The following is a 23,019-nucleotide window of genomic DNA, read 5'->3' as shown; positions in this document are numbered from 1 at the left end:
GCGCCCGCCATGTCAGCCTCCTCTCCCGCTTCCACGCCCGCCGGCGGTCCGCTCGCGGCCTGGTATGCCGCGTTCGGCGACTGGGCCCGCACCGACGGCGCCGCGTGGCTCTACCTGTTCAAGGCGCTGCTCGCCGCGTTCATCGCGACCGGCGTGTCGATGCGGCTCGACCTGCCCGCGCCGAAAACGGCGATGACGACGGTGTTCATCGTGATGCAGCCGCAAAGCGGCGCGGTGCTCGCCAAAAGTTTCTACCGCGTCGCCGGCACGATCTTCGGGCTGATCGCGACGCTCACCTTCGTCGGGCTGTTCCCGCAGCAGCCGCAACTGTTCCTGCTGGCGGTCGCGCTGTGGGTCGCCCTGTGCACGGCCGGCGCCGCGCGCAACCGCAATTTCCGCAGCTACGGCTTCCTGCTGGCCGGTTACACGACCGCGCTGATCGGGCTGCCCGCGTCGCAGCACCCGGACGGCGCGTTCATGAGCGCGATGACGCGGGTGGCCGAAATCATGGTCGGGATCGTGTCGGCCGGCGTGGTCAGCGCACTCGTGTTTCCGCAGACCACCGGCGAGCAGATGCGCACGACGGTGCGCAAGCGCTTCGGCAGCTTCGTCGACTACGTCGCGGCGGCGCTGTCGGGCCAACTCGACCGCGCGCATATCGAAACCATCCATACGCGCTTCGTCGCCGACGTGGTCGGGTTCGAGGCCGCGCGCAGCATGGCCGTGTTCGAGGATCCGGACACGCGGATGCGCAGCGGCCGCCTCGCGCGGCTGAACAGCGAATTCATGAGCGCGTCGAGCCGGTTCCATGCGCTGCACCAGTTGATGAACCGGCTGCACGCGGCCGGTGCGCAGGCCGCGATCGACGCGATCGAGCCGTACTTCCGCGAGATCGCACCGCTGCTGCTGACACCCGCCGGCGAACCGGTGCGCACGTCGGCCGATGCGGGCCACGCGGCCGCGCAACTGCTTGCGTGGCGCGACGCGCTGCCGCGCCGCATCCGCGCGACGCGCGCCGCACTCGAAACGCAGCCGGACTTTCCGCTGCTCGACTTCGACACGGCCGCCGAACTGCTGTACCGCTTCATCACCGACCTGCACGAGTACGCGGCCACCTATGCGTCGCTGTCGACCGCGACACACGAGCGCGAACGCTGGATCGAGCGCTACGAGCCGCGCACCAATGCGACCGCGATGGTGATCGCGGCGATTCGCACCGCGACCGTGATTCTCGTGCTCGGCTGGTTCTGGATCGAGACCGCGTGGCCGAGCGGCGTGACGATGACGCTGACGGCCGCGGCCACCTGCGCGCTCGCGTCGTCGACGCCGCGCCCGACCGCGATGTCCGCGCAGATGGGCATGGGCACGGCGCTCGCCGTCTGCACGGGCTTCCTGCTGACGTTCGGCATCTATCCGCACATCGACGGTTTTCCGCTGCTGTGCGTCGCGCTCGCGCCGCTGCTCGCGATCGGCATCTTCATGACGCTGAAGCCGAAGCTCGCCGGCTACGGGATGGGCTACCTGATCTTCTTCAGCTTCCTCGCCGGCCCGGACAACATCACGCACTACGATCCGACCGGGTTCATGAACGATTCGCTCGCGCTCGTGCTGTCGATGCTGGTGTCGGCGATCGCGTTCGCGGTGCTGTTCCCGCCGACCGCGCCGTGGCTCAAGAAGCGGCTGTTCGCGGACCTGCGCCACCAGGCCGTCGCGGCCGGCCACGCACGGCTCGCGGGCTTGCGCACGCGCTTCGAGAGCGGTGCGCGCGACCTGATGTACCAGGCGCACACGCTGTCGGCCGACCAGCCCGACGTGCAGCGCGACGCACTGCGCTGGATGTTCGCGGTGCTCGAAACCGGCAACGCGACGATCGACCTGCGTCACGAGCTCGCGACGCTGCCGTCCGAGCCGCGCTATGCGCCCGCGATGCCGTGGCGGCGCGCGATCGAGACGATGCGCACCGCGCTGTCGGCGCTGTTCTCGAAGCCGAGCGCCGCGCGTTTCGATGCGACGCTCGCCGCGACCAACGCGGCGATCGACGCGACCCGGCAAACGCTCGATGCGTTCGAGCCGTCGCGTGAAGAGCGCCACCGGCTGCAGCGCATCCTGAGCCATCTGCATTTCGTGCGGACCGCGCTGCTCGACCCGGAATCGCCGCTCGAGCCGCTCAACCGCAACCGCCCCGTGCGTCCTCAACCCGGAGCCTCGTCATGATGCCGCGTGAAATCGCCATTCTCGATGCCTACATGCCCACGGTGGTGCTGATGTTCGCGCTCGGCGCGATCGCGACCTGGGCCGTCGATCGCCTGCTCGCCTATACGGGCCTCTACCGTCTCGTCTGGCACCCGTCGCTGTTCCGGGCCTGCCTTCTCGTCTGCATTTGCGGCGGACTGAGTCTTGCCGTTTACCGTTGATTCCGAACCATCATGATTCTCAGAAAACTCTTCGGCTTCGTCGCGACCGCCGTCATCCTTCTCGTCGCGATCCTGATCGGGCGCTCGCTGTGGGTGCACTACATGGACGATCCGTGGACGCGCGACGGGCGCGTGCGCGCCGAGATCGTCAACGTCGCGCCGGACGTGTCGGGCGCGATCGTCGAACTGCCGGTGCATGACAACCAGCTCGTGAAGAAAGGCGACCTGATCATGCAGATCGACCCGTCGCACTACCGGATCGCGGTCGAGCAGGCGCAGGCGGCGGTGGCCGCCCGTCGCGCGGAACTGCAGATGCGCCGCGACGACGCGGCACGCCGCGCGGATCTCGATGCGCTCGTCGTGTCGAAGGAAAACCGCGAGAACGCGGCACACAGCGCGTCGAGCGCCGAGGCGCAGTACCAGCAGGCCGTCGCCGCGCTCGACGCCGCGAAGCTCAATCTCGAACGCACGCGCGTCGTCGCGCCGGTCGACGGCTACATCACGAACCTGCAGACGTTCAAGGGCAACTATGCGGTGGCCGGCCAGGCGAAGCTCGCGATCGTCGACAGCCACTCGTTCTGGGTCTACGGCTACTTCGAGGAAACCAAGCTGCCGCGCGTGAAGATCGGCGCGCCGGCCGAGATGCGGCTGATGAGCGGCGGCGTGATGAAGGGCCACGTCGAGAGCATCTCGCGCGGCATCTACGACCGCGACAACCCGCAAAGCCGCGACCTCGTCGCGGACGTGAACCCGACCTTCAACTGGGTGCGCCTCGCGCAGCGCGTGCCGGTGCGCATCAGGATCGACGAAGTGCCGGCCGACGTGGTGCTGTCGGCGGGCACGACCTGCACGGTCATCATCGATCCGGACAAGCGGAAGAAGTCGTAATCGCCCCGGCGGGCCGCGCGCTCACACCGCGATACGGAAACGCCCGACCAGCGCCTTCAATGCCTGCGCCTGCTCGTCGAGCGCGTTCGCGGCAGCGGCCGCCTGTTCGACGAGCGCCGCGTTCTGCTGCGTACCGGCGTCCATCTGCGTGACCGCGCGGCCGATCTCTTCGATCCCCGCGCTCTGCTCGTCCGACGCCGCAGAGATCTCGCCGATGATGTCGGTCACGCGCTTGACCGCGCGTACCACGTCGCCCATCGTGCGGCCCGCGTCGTGCGCGAGCGCCGCGCCGTTCGCCACGCGCTCGACCGACGCGCCGATCAGTTCCCGAATCTCCTTGGCCGCCGTCGCCGAGCGCTGCGCGAGCAGCCGCACCTCGCCCGCGACCACCGAGAAGCCGCGCCCCTGCTCGCCGGCACGCGCGGCTTCGACCGCCGCGTTCAACGCCAGAATATTGGTCTGGAATGCGATCCCCTCGATCGTACCGATGATGTCGCGAATGTTCTTCGCGCTGTCGTCGATCTCGCTCATCGTCGCGACCACGCGCCCGACGACCTCGCCGCCCGTCTCCGCGACCGCCGACGCATTGGCCGCGAGCGTGCTCGCCTGCCGCGCGTTCTCGGCGTTCTGCCGCACGGTCGACGTGAGCTGCTCCATGCTGGCCGCGGTGCGCTCGAGCGCGACGGCCTGCTGTTCGGTGCGCCGCGACAGGTCGAGGTTGCCGGTCGAGATTTCGCCGGACGCGGCCGCGATCGCCTCGGCGCTCACCGCGATCTCGCCCACGGTGGCCGCGAGCCCCGTCTGCATCTCGGCCAGCGCGCGCACCATGCTGTCGCGGTCGTGGCGGCCGAGCGTGATCGGCCGCGTCAGATCGCCGCGCGCGATGTCCGCGGCAATCTCCTTCGCGTATGCGGGCTCGCCGCCGAGCTGCGACGCAAGGCGCCGCACGACGCGCTCGGCGATCGCGACGGCCAGCACGATCAGCGCAGCCGTCATCGCCGCGATCATCGCGAACGACGACGAAAAAATGGTGGCGGACGCATCGAGCGTCGCCTTCGACTTTTCGCCGCGCGTCTTCACGAGTTCGGCGACGAGTTTTTCGAGCTTGCCGGTTTCGACCAGCAGCGACACGTCCTGCGTGCCGACCTGCCAGTTCATCTGCGACAGGTCGAGCGGCTGCGCACGCACGAGCGTGACGAAATCGCGCAGATGCGCGCTCCACGTGCCGACCGCCGTCGAGAATGCGTGCAGCCGCGCCGAATCGCCGGCATCGGCCGGATCCGCATAGCGCTGCAGCGTGCCGAGCGCCTGGCCGATCGACGCGAGCCCCGCGCTCACCTCGGCGCCGAGTTCGTCGCGCTCCTTCGCGGTGGTCGCGGTCAGCAGCATCTTCTGCGCGCGGCTCGCCCGCAGCACTTCGGCGCGGACTTCCTCGGCCGCACGGCTCGCGACGTGCCCCTGCGCGTAGACCGACGCGATCGACGCGTTCAGGCGGCTGATCTGCCACAGCGAAAACATGCCGATCGCGAGCGTGCCGGCCAGCAGGACCGCGAATGCGGCGCGCAACGTCGCCTTGACGGTCCACGGCCGGCGCGCGCGACGCGCCGCCTGCGCGCGCCGAGCGGCGCGACCGGCGGCAACGTCGGGTGCGGCGGCGGCTGCACCGGGCTGTGGATGCAAAGATGCTGCTTTCATCGATCTACCCCGTATTGATCACGCTGCCGGAAAGGTCGGTCCCGGCGTTCCCGCGACGGCTGGCCATGCCGCGCGTCCTGCCCCTGCCCGGCGGGTAGCCGGCGCCGGGCGGCGCACCTGTTGTCATTGGGTCGTTCTACGGCCGCAGCCGCCGTTTCTTGAGTCCGGTAAAACACCACCCGGCCCCGGGCGCGCTGCCGCTGACGGGCCGACACGCCGCCAGCGTTATACCCGTTCAAAAAAGTACGCACCGGCCGATCCGTCACATGAATGTCCGATTCACGACAAAACTTGTCCTGACATTCTCGATACGCCACATTACACTTCTTTGACGCAGCAACGATCCAGAACGCGCCGATCCCCAACAGAGCGCGCCAGCCACCTCAACTCGTTCAGCTCTCATGGAAACCAGCCTCGACTCCGGCTCCGCCGGCGCAGCCGCCGCCCAGCCGTCCGCACCGCCCGTCGCCCGCACCGTCTATCCGGTGCTCGGCGCAATCAGCTTCTCGCACATGCTCAACGACATGATCCAGTCGTTGATCCTCGCGATCTATCCGATGCTCAAGAGCCAGTTCGCGCTGTCGTTCGCGCAGATCGGCCTGATCACGCTCACCTACCAGATCACCGCGTCGCTGCTGCAACCGCTCGTCGGCCTCTATACCGACAAGCGTCCGAAGCCGTATTCGCTGCCGGTCGGCATGGGCTTCACGCTCGCAGGCTTGCTGCTGATGTCGGCGGCGTCGAATTTCCCGATGCTGCTGGTGGCCGCCGCGCTCGTCGGCTGCGGCTCGTCGGTGTTCCACCCCGAATCGTCGCGGGTCGCGCGGATGGCATCGGGCGGCCAGCACGGGCTCGCTCAGTCGGTGTTCCAAGTGGGCGGCAATGCAGGCTCGGCGCTCGGGCCGCTGCTCGCCGCGCTCGTGATCATTCCGCACGGCCAGCACAGCATCGCGTGGTTCTCGGCGGCCGCGCTCGTCGCGATGATCGTGCTCACGCAGATCGGCCACTGGTACAAGAAGCATCCGTCGATGAAGAAGAAGGCCGCCTCGGCCGGCCACCCGACGCTGTCGCGCGGCCGCGTGATGGGCGCGATCGGCGTGCTGGTACTGCTGGTGTTCTCGAAGTACTTCTACCTCGCCAGCATCAACAGCTATTTCACGTTCTACCTGATCGACAAGTTCCACCTGTCGGTGCAGGCCGCGCAGATCCACCTGTTCGTGTTCCTCGCGGCGGTGGCGGCCGGCACGCTGATCGGCGGGCCCATCGGCGACCGGATCGGCCGCAAGTACGTGATCTGGGTGTCGATCCTCGGCGTCGCGCCGTTCACGATGCTGCTGCCGTACGCGAACCTGTTCTGGACGAGCGTGCTGACCGTGATCATCGGCGTCGTGCTGGCGTCGGCGTTCGCCGCGATCCTCGTCTATGCGACGGAGCTGATGCCCGGCAAGGTCGGGATGGTCGCGGGCCTGTTCTTCGGCTTCGCATTCGGCCTGGGCGGCGTCGGCGCGGCCGTGCTCGGCCAGCTCGCGGACGCGACGAGCATCCCGTTCGTCTACAAGGTGTGCTCGTTCCTGCCGCTGATCGGCGTGCTGACGGTGTTCCTGCCGAACCTCGAAAGCGGCCGGCGCAAGAAGGCGTGACGAACGACCGGCCGCGGCGTGCGCGCCGCGGCCGGTCGAATGGTACTAACGGGGGATTCGACGGCGGCTTCAGGCCGCCGTCGTCGCATGGAGCGTCAGGAAACGCTCGAGGATGCCGGACGAATAGCTGCTCGCGATCGCCGACAGGAAGTGCGAGAACGACTGCGTCGCGTGATCGTCGGCCGTGTCGGAGATCGTGCGCACGAGCGCGAACGGCACGTCGTGTTCCGCGCATACCTGCGCGATCGCCGCGCCTTCCATTTCGACCGCGAGCGCGTCCGGCAGCGCGTCGCGCAGCGCGACGACCTCGCGCTCGCTCGACACGAAGCGGTCGCCGCTGATGATCAACCCGCCGTGTAGCGTCGCGCCGGCCAGCCCGAAGCGCTCGGCGAACTGCGCGCCCTCTTCTTCGACGAACAGCGCGCACGCAGCCCGCAAGCGGGCCGTCAGCGCCGGGTCGGTCGCGAAGCGCGTGATGCCGAGCAGCGGCACCTCGTAGCGCGGAAACAGCGGCGACGCATCGAGATCGTGCTGCAGCAGCGCATCGGCCACGACGACGTCGCCGACCCGCACCGTGCGCGACACCCCGCCCGCGACGCCGGTGAACACGACGCCCGACACGCCGAACACGTGGATCAGCGCGCTGACCGTCGCGGCGGCCGCGACCTTGCCGACCCGCGCGAGCGTGACGACGCAGGCCGCACCGTGCACGGTGCCGACGTGATAATCGCGGCGGCCGAGCGTGACCGTCTTCATCGCGCCGTCGGCGCGCATCGCGGCGATCAGGTCGCCGAGTTCCTCGGGCAGCGCGGCCAGAATGCCGAGCGGCCGGGCGGCAGGCGTAACGGCCATGTCGACGTCCATCATTCCACCGCCTGCAGTTTCGCGACCGCGAGCGCGAGCCATTTCTCGCCGTGGCGCTTGAACTTCACCTGCGCCTTCGCATCGGTGCCGTTGCCTTCGAGCGCGGTCACCGTGCCTTCGCCGAATTTCGTATGGAACACCTGCTGGCCGACCCGGAAGCCGGTGTCGGCCGCGCGCTGCTTGTCCGCGAACGCCGGCAGCGGCGCGGACACGGCCGCATCGACGAACTGCTCGCGGCTGCCGCCGCCCGGCCGCGCGAACCAGTCGCGCCCGTAACCGGCATTGTCCGAACGGCCGCCCCAACGCGACCCGGCCTCGACCTTCGGCGTCAACCACTTCAGCACGTGCTCCGGCAGTTCGTCGAAGAAGCGCGAGCGCACGTTGTAGCGGGTCTGGCCGTGCAGCATCCGGCTTTGTGCGAACGACAGGTAGAGCCGCTCCTTCGCGCGCGTGATCGCGACGTACATCAGCCGGCGCTCTTCCTCGAGGCCGTCCGATTCGAGCACGCTGTTCTCGTGCGGGAACAGCCCCTCCTCGAGCCCCGTGATGAACACGGCCGAGAACTCGAGCCCCTTCGCCGCGTGCACCGTCATCAGCTGCACGGCGTCCTGGCCGGCCTGCGCCTGGTTGTCGCCGGCCTCCAGCGACGCGTGCGACAGGAAGCCCGCGAGCGGCGTCATCGTGTCGGGGTTCTGCGCGGGGTCGGCGGGCGAAGTCGGATCGAGCACGTCGAGCGCCGGATCGTCCGTCGCGGCGCTCAGCTCGGGCGCCGCGATCGCGCCCGCGCGCAGCGGAATCGAGCGGGCCGGCGTGTCGAGTCCGTAACCTTCCTCGGCGATGAACGCGGTGGCCGCGTTCACGAGTTCCTGCAGGTTTTCGAGGCGATCCTGGCCTTCGCGCTCGCCCTGGTAGAAATCGGCGAGGCCGCTCGCGCGCACGATGTGCTCGACGGTGTCGGGCAGGTTCATGTGCTGCGTGTCGGCGCGCATCTTCGCGATCAGGTTCGCGAACCCGCCGAGGCTCGTGCCGGCCTTGCCGGTCACGTACGGAATCGCGGCGGCCATCGAGCAGCCGTACAGGCGCGCGGCGTCGGCCAGTTGCTCGACCGAGCGCGCGCCGATCCCGCGGGTCGGAAAATTGACGACGCGCGCGAATGCCGTGTCGTCGTTCGGGTTGTCGATCAGGCGCAGGTAGGCGAGCGCGTGCTTCACTTCCTGCCGCTCGAAAAAGCGCAGGCCACCGTACACGCGATACGGAATGCCCGACGACATCAACGTGTGCTCGATCGAGCGCGACTGCGCGTTGCTGCGGTACAGGACGGCCACTTCGCTGCGCGCCATCCCGGTGTTGATCAGCGAACGGATCTCCTCGACGATCCAGCCGGCCTCCTGCGAATCGGTGCTGGCTTCGTACACGCGCACGGGCTCGCCGTGGCCCGCATCGGTGCGCAGGTTCTTGCCGAGGCGGTGCGCGTTGTTCGAGATCAGCTGGTTCGCCGCGTCGAGGATGTTGCCGTGCGACCGGTAGTTCTGCTCGAGCTTGATCAGGTTGCGCACGCGGAATTCATCTTCGAAGTCGCGCATGTTGCCGACGTTCGCGCCGCGGAATGCGTAGATCGATTGATCGTCGTCGCCGACCGCGAAGATCGCGTTCTCGCCGCCGGCGAGCATCTTGAGCCACGCGTACTGCAGCTTGTTGGTGTCCTGGAACTCGTCGACGAGAATGTGCCGGAAGCGCGCCTGATAGTGCGCGCGCAACGGCGCGTTGTACGCAAGCAGCTCGTAGCAACGCAGCAGCAGCTCGGGGAAATCGACGACGCCTTCGCGCTGGCACTGCTGGTCGTACGCCTGGTACAGCTCGACGAACTTGCGGTTGAAGTTGTCGGTCGCGTCGACCTTGTCCGGGCGCAGCCCCTGCTCCTTCGCGTTGTTGATGAAGTACTGGACGTTTTTCGGCGGGTACTTTTCGTCGTCGACGTTCGCCGCCTTCATCAGCCGCTTGATCGCGGACAGCTGGTCGGCCGTGTCGAGGATCTGGAAGGTCTGCGGCAGGCCGGCATCGCGCCAGTGCGTGCGCAGCATCCGGTTGCACAGGCCGTGGAACGTGCCGATCCACATCCCGCGCGTGTCGATCGGCATCATCGCCGACAGGCGCGCCATCATCTCGCGCGCGGCCTTGTTCGTGAAGGTGACGGCGAGCACGGTGGGCGGCGACGCATAGCCCTGCTGGATCAGCCATGCGATGCGCGTGATCAGCACGCGGGTCTTGCCGCTGCCCGCCCCTGCGAGGATCAGCGCCGGTTCGTTCGGCAACGTGACGGCGGCGAGTTGTTCGGGGTTCAGATTGGCGAGCAGATCGGGCATGGAGCGGCAGCTGACGGGCGAGAAAAATGCGGACCCGCCATTATAAGTCGGCCGCGCGATACCGTTTCCGATCCGTTCGGCCGCACGTCGCACGCGCATCGCAGGCCCGTTGCGGCCGCGCCCCGACGGGCCTGCACCGGCTGCGCGATGGCTGGCCGATGGGCATCCATTTATAATTGTCAGATTCGGCATCCAATTCACGCATTTTTCGGCAGATTTCCAACATGAGCGACAACACGCTTGCGAAGAGCTTCGAGCCCCATACCATCGAGTCCCAATGGGGGCCGGAGTGGGAAAAACGCGGCTATGCCGCCCCGGCATTCGATCCGTCCCGCCCCGATTTCGCGATCCAGTTGCCGCCGCCGAACGTGACGGGCACGCTGCACATGGGCCACGCGTTCAACCAGACGATCATGGATGGCCTCGCGCGCTATCACCGGATGCTCGGCGAGAACACGCTGTGGGTGCCCGGCACCGACCACGCGGGCATCGCCACCCAGATCGTCGTCGAACGCCAGCTCGACGCGCAGGGCGTGTCGCGCCACGACCTCGGCCGCGAGAAATTCGTCGAGCGCGTGTGGGAATGGAAGCAGAAATCCGGTTCGACGATCACCGGCCAGGTCCGCCGCCTCGGCGCGTCGACCGACTGGTCGCGCGAATATTTCACGATGGACGACAAGATGTCGGCCGCCGTGCGCGACGTGTTCGTCACGCTCTACGAACAGGGCCTGATCTACCGCGGCAAGCGCCTCGTCAACTGGGATCCGGTGCTGCTCACCGCGGTGTCGGATCTCGAAGTCGCGAGCGAAGAGGAAAACGGCCACCTGTGGCACATCCGCTACCCGCTCGTCGACGGGTCGGGCTCGCTCACGGTCGCCACCACGCGCCCCGAGACGATGCTCGGCGACGTCGCCGTGATGGTGCACCCGGAAGACGAGCGCTACGCGCACCTGATCGGCAAGCTCGTCACGCTGCCGCTGACGGGCCGCGAGATCCCGGTGATCGCCGACGACTACGTCGATCGCGAGTTCGGCACCGGCGTCGTGAAGGTCACGCCCGCGCACGATTTCAACGACTACCAGGTCGGCCTGCGCCACCAGCTCGCGCCGATCGAGATCCTGACGCTCGACGCGAAGATCAACGACAACGGCCCCGAGCAGTATCGCGGCCTCGACCGCTTCGACGCGCGCAAGGCAATCGTCGCCGACCTCGACGCGCAGGGCTTCCTCGACTCGGTGAAGCCGCACAAGCTGATGGTGCCGCGCGGCGACCGCACGGGCGTCGTGATCGAGCCGATGCTGACCGACCAGTGGTTCGTCGCGATGACGAAGCCGGCGCCGGAAGGCACGTTCAATCCGGGCAAGTCGATCACCGAGACGTCGCTCGACGTGGTGCGCGACGGCCGGATCAAGTTCGTGCCGGAGAACTGGACGACCACCTACTACCAGTGGCTCGAGAACATCCAGGACTGGTGCATCTCGCGCCAGCTGTGGTGGGGCCACCAGATTCCGGCGTGGTACGGCGAAAACGGCGAGGTGTTCGTCGCGCGCAACGAGGAAGACGCACGCGCGCAGGCTGCCGCGAAGGGTTACACGGGCGCGCTGAAGCGCGACGAAGACGTGCTCGACACGTGGTTCTCGTCGGCGCTCGTGCCGTTCTCGTCGCTCGGCTGGCCGAACGAAACGCCCGAACTGCAGCACTTCCTGCCGTCGTCGGTGCTCGTCACCGGCTTCGACATCATCTTCTTCTGGGTCGCCCGGATGGTGATGATGACCACGCACTTCACGGGCAAGGTGCCGTTCCATACCGTCTACGTGCACGGCCTCGTGCGCGACGCGGAAGGCCAGAAGATGTCGAAGAGCAAGGGCAACACGCTCGACCCGATCGACATCGTCGACGGCATCGACCTCGAAGCGCTGGTCGCGAAGCGCACGACGGGCCTGATGAACCCGAAGCAGGCCGCGACCATCGAGAAGAAGACGCGCAAGGAATTCCCGGACGGCATCCCCGCGTTCGGCACCGACGCACTGCGCTTCACGATGGCGTCGATGGCGACGCTCGGCCGCAACGTGAACTTCGACCTCGCGCGCTGCGAAGGCTATCGCAACTTCTGCAACAAGCTGTGGAACGCGACGCGCTTCGTGCTGATGAACTGCGAAGGCCACGACTGCGGCAACGACAAGCCGGACGTGTGCGGCGCGGGCGACTGCGGCCCCGGCGGCTATCTCGACTTCTCGGCGGCCGACCGCTGGATCGTGTCGCTGCTGCAGCGCACCGAGGCCGACATCGCGAAGGGCTTCGCCGATTACCGCTTCGACAACATCGCGACGAGCATCTACAAATTCGTGTGGGACGAGTACTGCGACTGGTATCTCGAACTCGCGAAGGTCCAGATCCAGAACGGCACGCCGGAACAGCAGCGCGCGACGCGCCGCACGCTGCTGCGCGTGCTCGAAACGGTGCTGCGCCTCGCGCACCCGGTCATCCCGTTCATCACCGAAGCGCTCTGGCAGAAGGTCGCGCCGCTCGCCGGCCGCTATCCGCAAGGCAAGGCCGACGGCGAGGCGTCGCTGATGACGCAGGCGTATCCGGTCGCGAACCTGCAGAAGATCGACGAGGCGTCCGAGCAGTGGGCGGCCGACCTGAAGGCGATCGTCGACGCATGCCGCAACCTGCGCGGCGAGATGAACCTGTCGCCGGCCACCAAGGTGCCGCTGCTGGCCGCCGGCGACGCCGAGCGCCTGCGCTCGTTCGCGCCGTACGTGCAGGCGCTCGCGCGCCTGTCGGAAGTACAGATCCTCGCCGACGAAGCGGCGCTCGACCAGCAAGCGCACGGCGCGCCGATCGCGATCGTCGGCCCGAACAAGCTGGTGCTGAAGGTGGAAATCGACGTCGCGGCCGAACGCGAGCGCCTGTCGAAGGAAATCGCGCGCCTGACGGGCGAGATCGCGAAATGCAACGCGAAGCTCGGCAACGAGGCTTTCGTCGCGAAAGCGCCGCCGGCCGTGGTCGAACAGGAGCAGAAACGCGTCGCGGAATTCCAGAGCACGCTCGAAAAACTGCGCGCGCAGCTCGATCGGTTGCCTGCGTAACAAACGGTAAGGTCGTTTGCGTTCACTATAATGCGAACGTGAACATAGACCGTCTGACAAGTCGATTACAGGAATAAAGGTTCGATCATGTTGAAAGTCACCAAGGCGGTATTCCCCGTTGCCGGCCTCGGCACGCGGTTCCTGCCGGCAACGAAGGCGAGCCCGAAGGAAATGCTGCCGGTCGTCGACAAGCCGCTGATCCAGTACGCGGTCGAGGAAGCGATCGCCGCGGGCATCACCGAGATGATCTTCGTGACCGGGCGCAGCAAGCGCGCGATCGAGGATCACTTCGACAAGTCGTACGAAGTCGAGGCCGAACTCGAGGCACGCGGCAAGGAAAAGCTGCTCGAACTCGTGCGCAGCATCAAGCCGAGCCATGTCGACTGCTTCTACGTGCGCCAGCCGGAAGCGCTCGGCCTCGGCCACGCGGTGTTGTGCGCGGAAAAGCTGGTCGCCGACAATCCGTTCGCGGTGATCCTCGCCGACGACCTGCTCGACGGCAATCCGCCGGTGATGAAGCAGATGGTCGACGTGTTCGACCACTATCACAGCTCGGTGATCGGCGTCGAAGAGATCCCGCCGTCGGAGACGAAGTCGTACGGGATCGTCGACGGCAAGGAATGGGAGGAATCGATCGTCAAGATGTCGGCGATCGTCGAGAAGCCGGCGCCGGAAGTCGCGCCGTCGAACCTCGGCGTGGTCGGCCGCTACATCCTGAAGCCGCGGATCTTCGAGCACCTGCGCGCGCTGAAGCCCGGCGCGGGCGGCGAACTGCAGCTCACCGACGCGATCCAGGCACTGCTCGCCGACGAACAGGTGCTGGCCTACAAGTACCAGGGCACGCGCTACGACTGCGGCAGCAAGCTCGGCTACCTGAAGGCGACGGTCGAATTCGCGCTGCGCCACCCGGAAGTCGGTGCGGAATTCGATGCGTACCTGCGCACGCGCAACGGCGCCCAACCCGCCGTCTGAATGCGGCAAGGGCGTGCCCCGGCGGGCTCGCCCTCACCTTCCGGCCACCGCTCAGCGCGCGTCGGCCGGCTTCACCGAGACGACGCCCGGCATCCCGCCCGCGTCGTCTTTTTTCGTCTTGACGAGCCAGCCGCCGCCGTCGCCGAACGGCAGCTTCGCCAGCGCGCTCTTGACGAGCGCCGGTGCGGCCTGCTGCGTGCCCGGATCGCGATCGCGCAGCGACGCCGACACGCGATAGACGTCGGCGCCCGATTGCGCATCGACGAAACGCAGCGTCAGCACGTGGCGGTATACCTTGCCGGCGAACGGCAGCGCGAACGGCGCCGGCCCGTCGACCGTCACGCATGCGCTGCTGGCCGCGCCGCACCGGTCGGCGCTCGTCGCGACCGCCGCCGGCTGCGTCGCATACGCGATCGACAGCCGGTAACGCGCGTCCTTGAGCGGCTGCGCATCGAAGCCGCGGCGCGCGAGTTCGTCGCGTACGAGCGACTCGATCTGCCGGTACTCGGCGTCGTCCCGCTGCGCGGCCGTCCGTACGAAATCGTAGCCGTGCGCGCCGGATGCAAATGCATTCGGCTGCCCGACCGCACTCACGCCGCTCGTCACGCCGGCGCAACCCGTCAACAGCGACGCCGCCAGCGCGATCGCCGCCCATTGCTTTCTCATGACTTTCCCCAAATGCCTGCCGCCGCGCCCGGCCCTGTCAGGCGGACGGCTCGTCGATCGCAGGCAGCGACACCGTCACCGCGGTGCCGACACCCACTTCGCTGTCGACCGACACGCTGCCCCCATGGCGCGTGACGACCGTCTTCACGAAAGCCATGCCGAGCCCGGAACCCGGGATGTCGGGCCGCTCGCCGGCATGGAATCGCTTGAAACGCTCGAACAGATGCCGCTGATCTTCCGGCGCAATGCCGTACCCCTGATCGCGAATCGTACAGAACATCCGCTTCGATGCGTGCTCGACCGTCAGCGTACACGTGATCACCGTGTCGGACGGACTGTATTTGACCGCATTGTTCAACAGGTTCACGAATGCGCGCGTAATCAGCGAGCGATCCGCGCGCACCCAGCACATGTCGGCGCCCACGTCGGACTCGATGCGAATGTGCTTCGCCTGCGCCTGCGGCCACACCTCGTCGCTCGCATCGATCAGCACGTCGACGAGGCTCGTCACCTCGAGCTGGTACGCCTGCGACTCGGCGCGCGCCAGTTGCACGAACTCGTCGGCAAGTGACAGCGCGCGGTGCGCATAGCGCTCGATCCGCGCGAGCAGGCTGCGCATCGCGTCGCTCTCGACGCGATCGCGCTCGATCTCGACGAGCGCAAGGATCGACGACTGCGGCGAACGCATGTCGTGCGACAGGAGGTGCAGCGCCTCCTCGCGATGCCGTTCGGCCGCATGCAGGTCGGTCACGTCGACGAGGCCGGCGATCCAGCCCGTCACGCGCCCTTGCGCGTTCGTACATGCCGCGTAGCGTAGCAGATGGTCGAGCCCGTCGCGATCGCGCACTTCGATGCCGCGCGCCATCGCGTCGTGCTCGGCCTCGAGCGTCGGGTCGAGCGCGGCCGGCCAGCGCTCGCGGATCGCCGCGTCGTGCTCGGCGTTGCCGTCGACGGTCTTCATGAACGTCAGCTCGCCGAGCGCGGTGCGCAGCGGCCGCCCTTCTGGCAACGGCAGCGCGAGCCGCGACCCGTAGCGTTTTGCCGCGTGGTTCGCGATCAGCACGGTGCCGGCGAGGTCGGTCACGAAGATCGGCTCGGGCATGCTGTCGAGGCTGTCCCACACGAAGCGCTTCATGTCCTGCACGCGCTGCGCGGCCTGCGCCATCAGCGCCATCTGCCGCTCCAGCACGTCGCCGCCGACGCTGCGCGTGCGCGGCGCCTCGGGCAACAGGTGCGGCTCGTCGGCGAGCCGCTGCAGCTCGCGGCGCAGATACGACATCGTCATTTCCAGCCGCCGCCAGTTCCAGATCGGGTAGACGGCGATCAGCCCGAAGATCGCGGGCGCCGGCGTCAGCCAGATGCGCGCCTCGAACAGCAGCGCCATGCTCGCGACCACGGCGAGCGCGGCAAGGCTCAGCGTCAGCAGCAGCGCGCGCCACGGCGACAGCATCAGGAAGCCGCCCAGCAACACGGCGAGCGGCAGCAGCGACGCGACGAACAATCCCGCGCGCGACGCGGGCGAGATCGCGCTGCCGGTCGCCAGCATGTCGAGCACGTTCGCATGGATATACACGCCGGCCAGCGGGCCGAACTCGCCGGACACCGGCGTCGCGAAGCGATCGTACAGCCCCGATGCCGTCACGCCGACGACGACGATCTTGCCGCGCAGCGCGTCGGGCTTCACGCGCCCTTCGAGCACGTCGTCGAATGACAGCGTCGGATACGCGGGCGTGTTGCGGCTGAACGGAATCAGGTAGCGGCCGTCGCCCGCCGCATCGCGCGACAGGTCGTGCGCGTTCGCACCGGGCACGCCGCCGACCGGGTGCAGCCGGCCGGCCTGGATCGCGCGGTACACGGGCACCATCAGTTGCGGCCAGCGCACGCGGCCGTCGCTTTCGAACAGCGCGACGCTGCGCACGATGCCGTCGCGATCGACCTCGAGATTGATATGGCCGAGCCCCGTCGCGCGCGCGGCGAGCGCGGCGACCGGCGGATCGACCGACCGCGTGCCGTCCGCCTGCTCGGGGCTCAGCAGCACCGGCAGGAAAGTCGGCACGCGGCTCATCGCGTTCGCGAACGTGCGATCCTCGGGCGACGGTTCGGTAAACAGCACGTCGTAGACGACGGCGGCCGGCTGCGCGCGCGCGAGCGTGTCGAGCAGCCGCGCATGCACGTCGCGCGGCCACGGCCAGCGGCCGAGCGCGGACACGCTCTGGTTGTCGATGTCGACCACCACCACGTCGGGCGACAGCGGCAGGCTGCGCAGCATCAGCAGCCGGTCGTAGATCAACCCGTCGACGCTCGACGACAGGCGGCCGAGCGCGCACGCAAGGATCACCGCGATCCCGAGGCAGCCGATCGCGATCCATTCGATCAGGAAGCGGCGGCCGAGGCGCCGCCGCGGGGAAACGGAGTCGAGTTTCATGCGCCGCGGGTCAGCGCGACAACGTGAACGCGCTGACCGGACTGGTCTTCTCGTAGAACTTGCCGCCTTCGAATTCCTCGACGGTCACGGCCCAGAAATACTCGCCCGCCGGCAGGTGCGCGACGGTGATCTGGCGCGCGTGCAGGCCGACCTGGTCGACGACCGGCGCGCTCAGGTCCTTCGAACGCGACAGCACGAACCGGTAACGGGCATTCTTGCCCGACCCGTTCGGCGACCAGCGGAACTCGTAACCGCCCGCGCCCTGCGACGCGCTCGCGTCGAGCCCCATCACGCGGCGTTCGAACGCATAGGTGCGCGGCTGCCCCTCGAGGCCGTTCGCATCGATCGCGGCGATCCGCACGAAGTAATTCCCGTTCGGCACGTCGCGGAATACCGCGCGCGGCGAATCGGTGCGCGTTTCGCGGAACAGGTCGAGCAGCCCCGCGTCGTGCGCGAGCTGCACGCGATACGCATGCGCCTGCGCGAGCGGCGTGACGTCGAATGCGACGTCGGGCTCGTCCTGCACCTTGTCGGGATGCGCGAGCGTGGGCGCGCCCAGCAGTTCGACCGGTGCGCCGACCGCGCCGGACGATGTCGCGACACTGCCGAAGTTCGCATGCACGAGCGTCGCGCCGGCCGGCTGCCGGGCGCCCGCGACGCCGACGGTGCCGTCGAGCACTTCGACGCGCGTCGACGCGGTGCCGGCCGCGTCGTAGTTCACGCGAAAGCGTGTGCCGCGCACGCCGGCGACGACCGACGGCGAGCGGATCTGGAAGCGATCGTCGCGTTTCTTCAGGTGGGTGACTTCGCTGTCGACCGAGCCGCGCGTGAGTTCGAACTCGCGATCGAGCGTGCCGGTCAGCACCGTGCGACGCAGCGACTTCAGGTCGAGCTGGCTGTCGGGCGGCAGGCTCATGTGCGTGCCGTCGGCCAGCTCGATCGTCACGAAGCCGTTCGGGCCGGTGCGCACGCGGTCGCCCTCGGCGAGCGTCGCATCGTTCGCGAGCGGCGCGAACGGGGTGCCGGACGTGGCGCCCGACGCGCGCTCGGCCGTGCCCTGCACCGCGATCACGCGTGCGGTGAGCTTTTCCTTGCGCAGCCGCGCGACCGGCAGCTTCAGCGCGACGCCGGGCTGCAGGCGCTTCGGCGCCGGCACGCCGTTGATCTGCTGGAGCAGTTGCCAGTCGTCCGCGCCTTGCAGGTAACGCGCGGCGACGTCGTACAGCGTGTCGCCCGCCTGCGTGCGATAGACGACCGTCTTGCCCGCGGCGGCGGGCGGCTGCGCCGTGGCCTGCTGCGCGGCGAACGCGAACGCGACCGCGCAGGCCGCGCGCAGTGCCGCCGTGCACAGGCTGGCCGTGCGCTGCGTGATTCGCGCGGTCACTCCGGTTCCCCCTGGCCGACCCGTTCGAGCCGGTAGCCGTACCCGTAGATCGGCGCGAGACGGTAGCCGTTTTCGGGCCGCAGGCCGAGCTTCGTGCGCAGCATCGAAATGTGCGTATCCATCGTGCGCGACGGAATGTCGGTCGCCTGCTTCCACACGAGGTCGAGAATGTGCGCGCGCGACAGCGGCCGGTCGAGATGCTGGAACAGCAGCAGCGCGAGCTCGAATTCCTTTTGCGTGAGGCTCACGGCCTTGTCGCCGACGTACGCCTGCTTCAGGTTCACGTCGAAACGGAACTGATCGAATTCGCGGACGGTCGCCTCGGCGTTGACCGGATACGCGCGGCGCAGCAGCGAGCCGATGCGCGCGCGCAGGATCGGGCCCGACACGGGCTTGACCACGTAATCGTCGGCGCCGGCGTTGAGGATCTGCGTGATCCCCGCCTCGTCGTCGCGGCTCGTCATGAAGATGATCGGCAGGCTGTGCTCGGTCTGGTTGGCGCGCACCCACTTGAGCACTTCCTCGCCGGACATGTCGGGCACGTTCCAGTCGAGCACCAGCAGGTCGAACGTCTCGCGCTGCAGGCGCTTCTTCAGGGCCTTGCCTTCCTTGAACGCATAGCACGTGTGGCCGACGGCCGTCAGCGTTTGACTGACGAAATCCGTCTGGGCCGGATCGTCATCCAGTACAGCAATTCTCATAGCACCCCGCAAATCGAAGTCGATCCGTCCATTCGGCTCCCGCACCTGCCCCGGCCGCGCAGCCTGCGCGCGGCGCCGGATACCGGCCGGCGAGCCGTCGTTCGCCGCTCGCGCCTCCTGCGCAAATTGGCGACCCCGGCCAAATATCTCAAAAACGGGGCACGGACGAACCGGCGATTTCATCATAGTAGTATGAAATTCGCCAAGAAATTGCGCGGACTATCGCCCTTTCTTCGAATAATCCTTTCTGCTGCGCAACCGGACGCCTATTTGGCGCCCGCGATGCCGGCCACCGGCTCGGCAAAATCGCCTGTCGGCACGCCCGGCGAGGGCCGCTCCGACAGCGGCCGTTGCGCAAGCATCCGCTGCAACTGGTCGCGCACGCGCTCCCATGCGCCGGCCGCATAGTCGGGCTGGCCTGCCGCCCATGCCTGCGCCAGATCGAACACGCGTTCGATCGTCGCACCGCAGTAGGTCGGGCCCGCGCCGTCGTCCCGCGCGGCATCGCGCAGCCGTTCGTCGAGCCACTCGGCCAGCCACGGCATCTCGGCCGCTGCCGAATCCGCATAGGCTTCCAGCGCGGCACGCGCGTGGCGGTCCTGTTGCGGATCGAGCTCGATCCGGTTCAATTCCGAGGTGCGCACGGGCGCAATGCTTTCCGCTCCGGACGGACTTCGAAGGGTCCCTGGTCTGAAGGACATGTCCTCTCCCCGTTGTACGACGGTAGCGTCAGGCATGGCCCCCGAGCCCGCCGTGCGACGTACCGTGGCCGGCGCCTCCGCTGGGAGCGGACGACCGGCCGCGTCAGTATACGCAGCCGGTCACGCAACGAGGTTTAAGAATTGTCAGACAGGCGCGGCAAGCGCTTTCCAATGGACCAGGAGCCTGAGCGAGGGCCTGCGCCGGCTCCGGTGTTGCGCTTTTGGCGCGTTTCCAATGCAAATGAGCCCGTTGTCGGCCCTGGCCGGCCAGACGCGGCCGGCCGGGAGCGTGGCGCGGCGGAACGTGCGATGCGCGCCTTCAGCGGCGGCGCATCAGGAACACGAAGATCTTGTCCTGGGTCGTCGACTCGACGATCTCGTTGCCCGTCTGCTTCGCGAACGCGGCGAAATCGCGCTGCGAGCCCGGATCGGTCGCGAGCACCTTGAGGATCTGCCCGCTTTCCATATCGGCAAGCGCTTTCTTGGCACGCAGGATCGGCAACGGGCAATTGAGCCCGCGCGCGTCCACTTCCTTGTGAATCTGCATCGGCTGTCGACCTTCGAATGACGCGCCGCACACGGCGCGGATGGAAGCCGCGATTTTACCGCAGCGCCGCCGCGCCTGCCCGGCCCGCCCGCCGCCCGGCTCACGCGCCGGAGAAACCGCCCGCGAGCCGCTCGCGCAGGTGCCGCACGAGCGCGCGCACCGCGCTCGGCACGACCGGGCTGTACGGGCGGATCGCGAAAATGTGGTCGCCGAACGCGCCCGACGGCCGCCAGCCGTCGAGCAGCGTGACGAGCCGGCCGGCGTCGAGGTCGCGCCGCGCGCTGAAATCGGGCAGCAGCGCGATGCCGAGCCCGCCGAGCGCGGCTTCGCGCATCGCCTCGCTGTTGTTCGCCGCGAAACTGCCGCGCACCGGCACGCTCACGCGCTGGCGCCGGCGGCCGTCCGGCTCGAAGCTCCACGCGGCCGGCTCGTGCTCGCGCAGGTAGCACAGGCAGCTGTGATCGACGAGTTCGCTCGGGTGGCGCGGCGCGCCCCGCGCGTCCAGATAGTCGCGGCTCGCGACCAGCAGCGAACGCGTGTCGCACAGCTTCCATGCGACATGGGTCTGCGGCGCGGTGGTCGTATGGCGGATCGCGAGATCGAAGCCCTCCTGCGTCAGCGAATGCAGGCGGTCGGACAGGTCGAGCTCGATCTGTACGCCCGGATGCTGGCGCAGAAAATCGGGCAGATGCGGCACGATCTGCTGGCGCCCGAGCGCGACCGGCACCGTCAGGCGGAGCAGCCCGCGCGGCTCGCCGGCGAGATCCTTCACCCGTGCGAAATGCTGACCGATCGACTCGAACGCGTCGCGCGTGCTGTCGACGAGCGTCTGGCCCGCATCGGTGAGCCGCACGCTGCGCGTGGTGCGCCGCACGAGCGGCACGCCGGCCGCCTTTTCGAGATCGGCGATGCGCTGGCTCATCGCGGCCTTGCTGATGCCGAGCCGCTGCGCGGCAGCCGTGAAACTGCCCGCCGCGGCCAGCACCGTCAGCGAATGGATGTGCGGCCAGAGCGCCTGGACATTTTGCTGATTCATTCATTGATTATTCAGAATTCTGAACAGTGAATCAAGTTTCGCGGCCTTCTCCGGCCCTGCCGGTTTCCCTAGACTAGGCGCTGTTCCCCCTCATCCTCAGGAGACACGATGAATCCGGTTCCCGCGTACACGTCCGACGCAGACGTCGGCCACTATGTCGACGGCGCGCCCGTCGCCGGCCGCAGCGGCCGTTTCCAGGACGTCCTCAATCCGGCGCTCGGTCGCGCGGTGCGCCGCGTGGCGCTGGCCGACGACGGCGAAGTGCGGCAGGCCGTCGCCTCCGCCCACGCCGCGTTCCCGGCCTGGGCCGCGACGCCGCCGATCCGCCGTGCGCGCGTGCTGCACCGCTTCCTGCAACTGATGAACGAGCACCGCGACACGCTGGCGGCGATCATCACGGCCGAACACGGCAAGGTGTTCTCGGACGCGCAGGGCGAAGTCGCGCGCGGCATCGACATCATCGAATTCGCGTGCGGCGTGCCGCAACTGCTGAAGGGCGACTTCACCGACCAGGTCAGCACCGGCATCGACAACTGGACGATGCGCCAGCCGCTCGGCGTCGTCGCGGGCATCACGCCGTTCAACTTCCCGTGCATGGTGCCGTGCTGGATGTTCCCGGTGGCGATCGCGACGGGCAACACGTTCGTGCTGAAGCCGAGCGAGCGCGACCCGTCGGCCGCGCTGTTCATCGCCGACCTGCTCACGCAGGCTGGCCTGCCCGCCGGCGTGTTCAACGTCGTCCAGGGCGACAAGGGCGCGGTCGATGCCCTCCTCGACCACCCGGACGTGCAGGCCGTCAGCTTCGTCGGCTCGACGCCGATCGCAGCCTACGTGCAGCAGCGCGCGGTGCAGTCGGGCAAGCGCGTACAGGCGCTCGGCGGCGCGAAGAACCACCTCGTCGTGATGCCCGATGCGGACATCGAGCAGGCCGTCGACGCGCTGATCGGCGCCGCATACGGTTCCGCCGGCGAGCGCTGCATGGCGATCAGCATCGCGGTGCTGGTCGGCGACGTGGCCGACAAGATCGTGCCGGCGCTCGCCGAGCGCGCGCGCAAGCTGGTGATCGGCGACGGGATGTCGCCGGAAGTCGAGATGGGGCCGATCGTCACCGGCGAAGCGCTCAAGCGCATCGAAGGCTATATCGAGCAAGGCGTAAACGAAGGCGCGCAACTGGTGGTCGACGGCCGCGGTCTGCGCGTGCCGGGCCGCGAAGCCGGCTTCTTCACCGGCGGCACGCTGTTCGATCACGTGCGCCCCGACATGCGGATCTACAAGGAAGAGATCTTCGGGCCGGTGCTCGGCTGCGTGCGCGTGAAGGATTTCGGCGAAGCGGTCGACCTGATCAACGCGCACGAGTTCGGCAACGGCGTGTCGTGCTTCACGAGCGACGGCGGCATCGCGCGCGAATTCGCGCGGCGCATCCAGGTCGGCATGGTCGGTATCAACGTGCCGATCCCGGTGCCGATGGCATGGCACGGCTTCGGCGGCTGGAAGAAGAGCCTGTTCGGCGACATGCACGCGTACGGCGAGGAAGGCGTGCGCTTCTACACGCGCCAGAAGTCGGTGATGCAGCGCTGGTCGTCGAGCATCGGCAAGGGCGCCGAATTCGCGATGCCGACCGCGAAGTAAGC

The 23,019-nt window shown here is 68.2% G+C and carries 17 protein-coding genes; 7 read left to right on the top strand and 10 right to left on the bottom strand.

The features are described from left to right. Positions 1–9 precede the first annotated feature (9 nt). Genes WT97_RS06830 through WT97_RS06820 form a run of 3 tightly spaced genes read left to right on the top strand, consistent with a single transcriptional unit; the run spans position 10 to position 3,302 of the window. A complete protein-coding gene (locus WT97_RS06830; protein WP_060353191.1) occupies positions 10–2,214 on the top strand; it encodes an FUSC family protein in 2,205 nt (734 codons plus the stop codon). Further along, on the top strand, positions 2,211–2,414 hold the full coding sequence (locus tag WT97_RS06825) for a DUF1656 domain-containing protein (RefSeq protein WP_034207084.1): 204 nt from the start codon (positions 2,211–2,213) through the stop codon (positions 2,412–2,414). The genes WT97_RS06830 and WT97_RS06825 overlap by 4 nt, the downstream gene beginning before the upstream one ends. Positions 2,415–2,426: 12 nt before the next feature. After that, positions 2,427–3,302 carry an HlyD family secretion protein gene (locus WT97_RS06820; protein WP_059505673.1) on the top strand — a complete coding sequence of 292 codons (876 nt, stop codon included), beginning with the start codon at positions 2,427–2,429 and terminating at the stop codon, positions 3,300–3,302. Positions 3,303–3,323: 21 nt separating this feature from the next. Here WT97_RS06820 and WT97_RS06815 read toward each other — a convergent pair whose 3' ends face one another. After that, positions 3,324–4,997 carry a methyl-accepting chemotaxis protein gene (locus WT97_RS06815; protein WP_060353190.1) on the bottom strand — a complete coding sequence of 558 codons (1,674 nt, stop codon included), beginning with the start codon at positions 4,995–4,997 and terminating at the stop codon, positions 3,324–3,326. Positions 4,998–5,398: 401 nt separating this feature from the next. On the opposite strand from WT97_RS06815, the gene WT97_RS06810 reads away from it, so the two are divergent. Next, on the top strand, positions 5,399–6,637 hold the full coding sequence (locus WT97_RS06810; protein WP_060353189.1) for an MFS transporter: 1,239 nt from the start codon (positions 5,399–5,401) through the stop codon (positions 6,635–6,637). A gap of 69 nt (positions 6,638–6,706) precedes the next feature. On the opposite strand, the gene WT97_RS06805 is transcribed toward WT97_RS06810, so the two are convergent. Together WT97_RS06805 and WT97_RS06800 are read right to left on the bottom strand one after the other, a co-directional pair. Next, the gene (locus tag WT97_RS06805; protein WP_373557235.1) at positions 6,707–7,501 is read right to left on the bottom strand and encodes a 5'-methylthioadenosine/adenosylhomocysteine nucleosidase; all 795 of its coding nucleotides are present in this window, start codon (positions 7,499–7,501) and stop codon (positions 6,707–6,709) included. Then, positions 7,501–9,864, bottom strand: a complete 2,364-nt coding sequence (locus tag WT97_RS06800) for a UvrD-helicase domain-containing protein (protein WP_059505700.1) — start codon at positions 9,862–9,864, stop codon at positions 7,501–7,503. Before WT97_RS06800 ends, WT97_RS06805 begins: the two co-directional genes overlap by 1 nt. A 224-nt stretch (positions 9,865–10,088) precedes the next feature. Between WT97_RS06800 and WT97_RS06795 the strand changes: the two genes are divergently transcribed. Then, positions 10,089–12,956: a valine--tRNA ligase gene (locus WT97_RS06795; protein WP_059505666.1), complete on the top strand. Its 2,868-nt coding sequence runs from the start codon at positions 10,089–10,091 to the stop codon at positions 12,954–12,956. Positions 12,957–13,043: 87 nt separating this feature from the next. Beyond that, on the top strand, positions 13,044–13,928 hold the full coding sequence (galU, locus tag WT97_RS06790) for a UTP--glucose-1-phosphate uridylyltransferase GalU (RefSeq protein WP_060353188.1): 885 nt from the start codon (positions 13,044–13,046) through the stop codon (positions 13,926–13,928). A gap of 51 nt (positions 13,929–13,979) precedes the next feature. On the opposite strand, the gene WT97_RS06785 is transcribed toward galU, so the two are convergent. From WT97_RS06785 to WT97_RS06755, 7 genes are all read right to left on the bottom strand, one after another. Continuing rightward, entirely contained in the window at positions 13,980–14,594 is a 615-nt protein-coding gene (locus WT97_RS06785; protein ID WP_060353187.1) for a DUF4136 domain-containing protein, read from the bottom strand. A 37-nt stretch (positions 14,595–14,631) separates the two neighbouring features. Then, the gene (locus WT97_RS06780; protein ID WP_059792580.1) at positions 14,632–17,019 is read right to left on the bottom strand and encodes a CHASE2 domain-containing protein; all 2,388 of its coding nucleotides are present in this window, start codon (positions 17,017–17,019) and stop codon (positions 14,632–14,634) included. A 10-nt stretch (positions 17,020–17,029) separates the two neighbouring features. After that, positions 17,030–18,403: a FecR domain-containing protein gene (locus tag WT97_RS06775; protein WP_060353186.1), complete on the bottom strand. Its 1,374-nt coding sequence runs from the start codon at positions 18,401–18,403 to the stop codon at positions 17,030–17,032. Continuing rightward, complete coding sequence (locus WT97_RS06770) at positions 18,400–19,104, bottom strand: response regulator transcription factor (protein WP_006490421.1); 705 nt, start codon at positions 19,102–19,104, stop codon at positions 18,400–18,402. The genes WT97_RS06775 and WT97_RS06770 overlap by 4 nt, the downstream gene beginning before the upstream one ends. A gap of 266 nt (positions 19,105–19,370) precedes the next feature. Beyond that, entirely contained in the window at positions 19,371–19,805 is a 435-nt protein-coding gene (locus WT97_RS06765) for a hypothetical protein (protein ID WP_060353185.1), read from the bottom strand. A gap of 319 nt (positions 19,806–20,124) precedes the next feature. Then, complete coding sequence (locus WT97_RS06760; protein ID WP_059505660.1) at positions 20,125–20,352, bottom strand: sulfurtransferase TusA family protein; 228 nt, start codon at positions 20,350–20,352, stop codon at positions 20,125–20,127. Positions 20,353–20,452: 100 nt separating this feature from the next. Beyond that, positions 20,453–21,388: a LysR family transcriptional regulator gene (locus tag WT97_RS06755; RefSeq protein ID WP_059505658.1), complete on the bottom strand. Its 936-nt coding sequence runs from the start codon at positions 21,386–21,388 to the stop codon at positions 20,453–20,455. Between the two features lie 108 nt (positions 21,389–21,496). Between WT97_RS06755 and WT97_RS06750 the strand changes: the two genes are divergently transcribed. Next, positions 21,497–23,017, top strand: coding sequence for a CoA-acylating methylmalonate-semialdehyde dehydrogenase (locus WT97_RS06750; protein WP_059505655.1), 1,521 nt, complete (start codon positions 21,497–21,499; stop codon positions 23,015–23,017). The last annotated feature ends 2 nt before the right edge of the window (positions 23,018–23,019 follow it).

Source organism: Burkholderia sp. MSMB1459WGS (assembly GCF_001534535.1).
Taxonomy (GTDB): domain Bacteria; phylum Pseudomonadota; class Gammaproteobacteria; order Burkholderiales; family Burkholderiaceae; genus Burkholderia.
Note: the sequence above shows the minus strand (reverse complement) of the source record. Positions and strands in the feature narration are given on the sequence as shown.